The sequence below is a fragment of the Mesorhizobium sp. M7A.F.Ca.CA.004.06.1.1 genome (assembly GCF_003999135.1).
In the GTDB taxonomy this organism is placed as follows: Bacteria; Pseudomonadota; Alphaproteobacteria; order Rhizobiales; family Rhizobiaceae; genus Mesorhizobium.
In genome coordinates this window covers 1-4804 of record NZ_RZPQ01000457.1, presented here as the reverse complement: position 1 = coordinate 4804, position 4804 = coordinate 1, and the positions used below count along the sequence as shown (strand labels likewise).

Sequence of the window (4804 nt, the reverse complement as noted above, 5' to 3'; positions counted from 1 at the left end):
ATGTCAGCCTGGGAAATGGCGCGCAGCGTGCGATGGCCCGGACAGCGGACTCGGCAACCTTGTCCGGCGGCGTCGTCACAGGACCGAGGATTTTTGGCGGGCCTGCGAGTGACCCGTCCTTGTTCAGACTGATCTGGACGCGTGCAATGCTGTGGGTGTTTGCAGGCATGTTCCAACAATGCTGGATTGCCTTCATGAGATAGTCGCCGATATCGCGCTCGACCGCTACGTCTGCCCGGCTCGGGGTCCCGCCCAACGCGAGTGAGCCAGCAAGGCTCCCGGCAAACACCAGGCTTTGGTAGCCAAACCCCAAGGTCAGGCCGCTTCTTCGGCGCGCTTCTTCTCGATCTGGCCGATGGCGTCGACCACGGCATCGAAAGTCAGCATGGTCGAAGCGTGCCGCGCCTTGTAGTCGCGCACCGGCTCCAGATATCTGAGGTCGGCGAAGCGACCGTCCGGCGGGGCGCCATTTTCCTTGAGCATCTTCAGCATGGTGTCGCGCACCGCGCGCAATTCCTCAGCACTCGCGCCGACGACATGCTGCGCCATGATCGATGACGACGCCTGGCCGAGCGCACAGGCTTTCACGTCATGGGCAAAGTCCGTGACCAGGCCGTCCTGCATCTTGAGGTCGACGGTGACCGTGGAACCGCATAGCTTGGAGTGAGCCTTGGCGGTCGCGTCAGGATGATCGAGACGGCCGATGCGGCCAATGTTCCCGGCAAAACCGAGAATTTTCGCGTTGTAGACCTCGTTTATCATTATTTTCCAATCCGTCGCCGCCAAGCGAACAGCGATTGCCGCTGTCGTGTCTTCCTTTCGCTCGCTATGACCTTATATAATGCTGGCAGTCCGGTATCGACAAGAACGACGAAAGCCAATGTCCTTGCCGGGAAGTTCACGCCACTTACGGGGCTGGAAACGGGGCGAGTTTCCGACACCGAAAGGTCGTGGTCCGTTCAACTCGTTCCTCCGCCGAGAGGGACTACGGGAGACGCCTTTATGGATGCCGTCATCAAGAAGCTCATGCCACAGTCAGCCTATATGGAAAAGCCGGTCACCGACCGGCCAAGCGAAGCCGAAGTCGAAGCCGCCGTGCGCACGCTTTTGCGCTGGACCGGCGACAATCCGGACCGCGAAGGGCTGGTCGACACGCCGAAGCGGGTGGCAAAGGCCTATCGCGAAATGTTCGGCGGCTACGACATGTGCCCGGCGGACGAGCTCGGCCGCACCTTCGAGGAGGTCGCCGGCTACGATGACCTGGTCATCGTCAAGGACATAACATTCCATTCGCATTGCGAGCACCACATGGTGCCGATCATCGGCAAGGCACATGTCGGCTATCTGCCGGATGGCAAGGTTGTCGGCCTGTCCAAGATCGCCCGCGTCGTCGATATCTTCGCCCACCGCCTGCAGACCCAGGAGGCGCTGACGGCGCAGATCGCCGGCGTCATCCAGGACGTGCTCAATCCGCGCGGCGTCGCCGTCATGATCGAGGCCGAGCACATGTGCATGGCCATGCGCGGCATCCGCAAGCAGGGTTCAACTACGCTGACCTCGACCTTCACCGGCGTCTTCAAGGATACGCCCGAAGAGCAGGTTCGTTTCGTGACCATGGTGCGTGGCGGCGGGATCTGAATGGCCCTCGCCGGCCATCAGACCATGATCCCGAAAAGTGGAGACCGGTTTTCGGACAAGATCATGGTCAACGAGGAAAATGGACCGGCGATGTCGGCACTGGAATTTCCAAAAGCTCCGTCGGACAAGAAAGCGCTCGAGGAAGGCGCGGTGTTCTCGCCGCGCTTCGATGCAGCCGGGCTGGTCACGGTCGTCGTCACCGATGCCGGAGACGGCATGCTGTTGATGCTTGCGCATATGAATGCGCAAGCACTGGCACTGACGCTGGAGACCGGCATCGCCCACTACTGGTCGCGCTCGCGCAACGTGCTTTGGAAAAAGGGCGAAACATCAGGCAATTTTCAGCATGTCGTCGAGATGCTCACGGATTGTGACCAGGATGCCATATGGTTGCGCGTCAAAGTGTTGGGCCACGACGCAACCTGTCACACCGGCCGGCGTTCATGCTTTTATCGGACGGTGGGGCTGGTCGATGGCAAGGGGACGCTTGCCGGCGACGGCAGCAAGCCGCTGTTCGATACGGAAAACACGTATCGGAAACCACCAGCTTGAACCTTCTGCCTGACACCAACCACACAGATTCATCATTTCGATACGGCCCGCTCGTATAGTAGCCGTGGGACAAGGGAGATCATGATGCTCGAGTGGGCGTCATTGCGTAACAGACCAGATGTCAGGGAGGCCAACGGCCTATCCTCGTCAGGCGGCGCGTCCGAAACGAACTCCCAGAAGAAAACAGCCATTTCGCTCGCCTTGGGTGGCGGTTGCGCCCGCGGCTGGGCGCATATCGGCGTGCTGCGCGCGCTCGACGAAGCCGGCATCGAAGTGTCGATGATCGCCGGCACCTCGATCGGCGCGTTGGTCGGCGGCTGCTATCTCGCCGGCAAACTGGACGAGCTCGAAGAATTCGCCCGCAGCCTGACCAAGCGACGCATCTCCGGCCTGCTCGATCTCAATTTGCGCGGCAGCGGCCTGTTCGGCGGTATGAAGCTCGATGCAAGGCTGCGCGAGCACATGGCCGGCATTCGTTTCGAGGACCTTGCCAAGCCGTTCGTCGCGGTCACCTCCGAGATCCGCACCGGCCACGAAATCTGGCTGTCGAGCGGCTCATTGATCACCGCCATGCGCGCCTCCTACGCGCTGCCCGGCGTGTTCGAGCCGGTGAATTGCAACGGCCGCGTGCTGGTCGACGGCGCGCTGGTCAACCCGGTACCGGTATCGGTCTGCCGCGCCTATGAGCAGCCGCTCGTCGTGGCGGTCAACCTTCACTATGATCTGTTCGGCCGCGCCGCCGTCATCAAGCATAGCGCCGGCGAGTTGGTCGTTGAAAAGGACGCGCCGCGGCCTGGTCAGATCGACGCCGAGCGCCAGTCGCATCAGACGCGGCTCGGCATCACCGGCGTCATGGTCGAGGCCTTCAACATCATTCAGGACCGCATTTCGCGCGCCAGGCTTGCCGGCGACCCGCCTGACATGTCGCTGCAGCCGAAGCTCAGCCATATCGGCCTGACCGAATTCCACCGCGCCGACGAGGCGATCAACCTCGGCTATCAGGCGACGATGGCGCAGATCGGCGAACTGACCCGGCTGCAGACCGTTCTCGCCTGATCAAAGCCTACGCACGAGCCGCATCGGTGATGCGAAACTGCACGGTGCGGTTGCCATTCCAGTAGTTGCCTGACAGCGAACCGGCGACGTGGATCGTCTTGCCCCGGTTCTTGAACAGGAATTCGCCAAGTGCGGTATCGACAGCGCGAAAGGCGATCGCCTGGATGCGGCCGCCGCTTTCCGATTGCAGTTCGACGCGGATGTGGTTGGTGCCGACCGGCCGCGCATCGGCCAATCGGTGGCGCGGCAACGCGAAAACAGGGGCCACATGCCCGGCACCGAAGGGTCCGGCCTGTTCCAGCGCGTCGAGCAGGCTGAGCGTCGCGCCTTCAGCGGCAAGTGCGCCGTCTATGGCCAGGCTTTCCTCGCCCTGCAGGCGAAACACGTCGGCTGCCGCCCGTTCTTCGAAAAACGCCCTGAGTTCGCCAAGCCTTGCCCGCTCCACGGTGATGCCCGCCGCCATGCCATGGCCGCCGCCCTTGACGATCAGACCGGCAACGGCCGCCTCGCGCACCAGCCGGCCGAGGTCGAAACCCGAGACCGAGCGGCCCGAACCGGTGCCGATGCCCACAGCATTGAACGCGATGGCGAAGGCGGGCCGCCGGGCATGATCCTTCAATCGCGAAGCGAGCAGGCCGACAATACCCGGATGCCAGCTGTTGGAGGCGGTGACGACGATAGCCGGGCCATTGCCGCCGGCGAGCTCTGCATCGGCCTCGACGCGCGCCGCCGCGAGCATCTCCTGCTCCATCAACTGCCGTTCCTGATTGAGCCGGTCGAGCGTCTCGGCAATGGTGCGCGCCTCGACCGGGTCGTCGGTCGCAAGCAGCCGGCTACCAAGTGCGGCATCGCCGATGCGTCCGCCGGCATTGATGCGCGGGCCGATCAGATAGGCCAGATGGAAAGTGCTGATCGGCTCGCCGATACGCGACACGCGTGCCAGTGCCGCCAACCCTTCATTCTTCTGCTGGCGCGCCATCTGCAGCCCCTTGACCACGAAGGCGCGGTTGACGCCGGTCAGCGGCACCACGTCACAGACTGTGGCCAATGCCACGATATCAAGCAGCGAAAGCAGGTCCGGCGGCGTAGCATCGGCCATGCGGCCGCGCAGGATCCTGGCCGTCTGCACAAGGGCGAGGAAGACCACGCCGGCGGCACAGAGATGGCCCTGCCCGGAAAGGTCGTCGTCGCGATTGGGATTGACGACGGCAATTGCCGCCGGCAAGGCACCGCCGACCTGGTGGTGGTCGAGCACCACGACATCGGCCCCAGCCTCGTTGGCGGCATCGATGGAAACGGCGCTGTTGGTGCCGCAATCGACAGTGACGATCAGTGTCGCGCCACGCGAAACAAGTTCGCGCATGGCATCCGGGTTGGGCCCATAGCCCTCGAAAATACGATCCGGAATGTAGATTTCCGACGGCACCGAGAAATGCGTGAGGAACCGCTTCAGCAAGGCCGACGAGGCGGCGCCGTCGACATCATAGTCGCCGAAGATCGCCACCTTTTCCTTGGCCATCACCGCGGCGGCGATGCGGGCCGCCGCCCTGTCCATGTC

The 4804-nt window shown here is 63.1% G+C and carries 6 protein-coding genes; 3 read left to right on the top strand and 3 right to left on the bottom strand.

Features of this window, described 5'->3' with window-relative positions; all coding sequences use genetic code 11:
* Positions 1-313, bottom strand: a 313-nt coding sequence (locus EN906_RS37800) for a cell envelope integrity protein TolA (protein ID WP_206529155.1), incomplete at its 3' end; no start/stop codon positions are given.
* Between the two features lie 2 nt (positions 314-315).
* Positions 316-762, bottom strand: coding sequence for an iron-sulfur cluster assembly scaffold protein (locus tag EN906_RS23295; RefSeq protein WP_127267647.1), 447 nt, complete (start codon positions 760-762; stop codon positions 316-318).
* A gap of 240 nt (positions 763-1002) precedes the next feature.
* On the opposite strand from EN906_RS23295, the gene folE reads away from it, so the two are divergent.
* The 3 genes from folE to EN906_RS23280 all read left to right on the top strand — a co-directional run bounded on the left by folE (position 1003) and on the right by EN906_RS23280 (position 3246).
* On the top strand, positions 1003-1638 hold the full coding sequence (gene folE, locus EN906_RS23290; protein WP_027036853.1) for a GTP cyclohydrolase I FolE: 636 nt from the start codon (positions 1003-1005) through the stop codon (positions 1636-1638).
* Positions 1639-1728: 90 nt separating this feature from the next.
* The gene (hisI, locus tag EN906_RS23285; RefSeq protein WP_127267649.1) at positions 1729-2190 is read left to right on the top strand and encodes a phosphoribosyl-AMP cyclohydrolase; all 462 of its coding nucleotides are present in this window, start codon (positions 1729-1731) and stop codon (positions 2188-2190) included.
* A gap of 84 nt (positions 2191-2274) precedes the next feature.
* Positions 2275-3246, top strand: a complete 972-nt coding sequence (locus EN906_RS23280; protein ID WP_127375405.1) for a patatin family protein — start codon at positions 2275-2277, stop codon at positions 3244-3246.
* Between the two features lie 7 nt (positions 3247-3253).
* On the opposite strand, the gene recJ is transcribed toward EN906_RS23280, so the two are convergent.
* A partial coding sequence (recJ, locus tag EN906_RS23275; RefSeq protein WP_127375404.1) for a single-stranded-DNA-specific exonuclease RecJ occupies positions 3254-4804 on the bottom strand: 1551 nt, incomplete at its 5' end.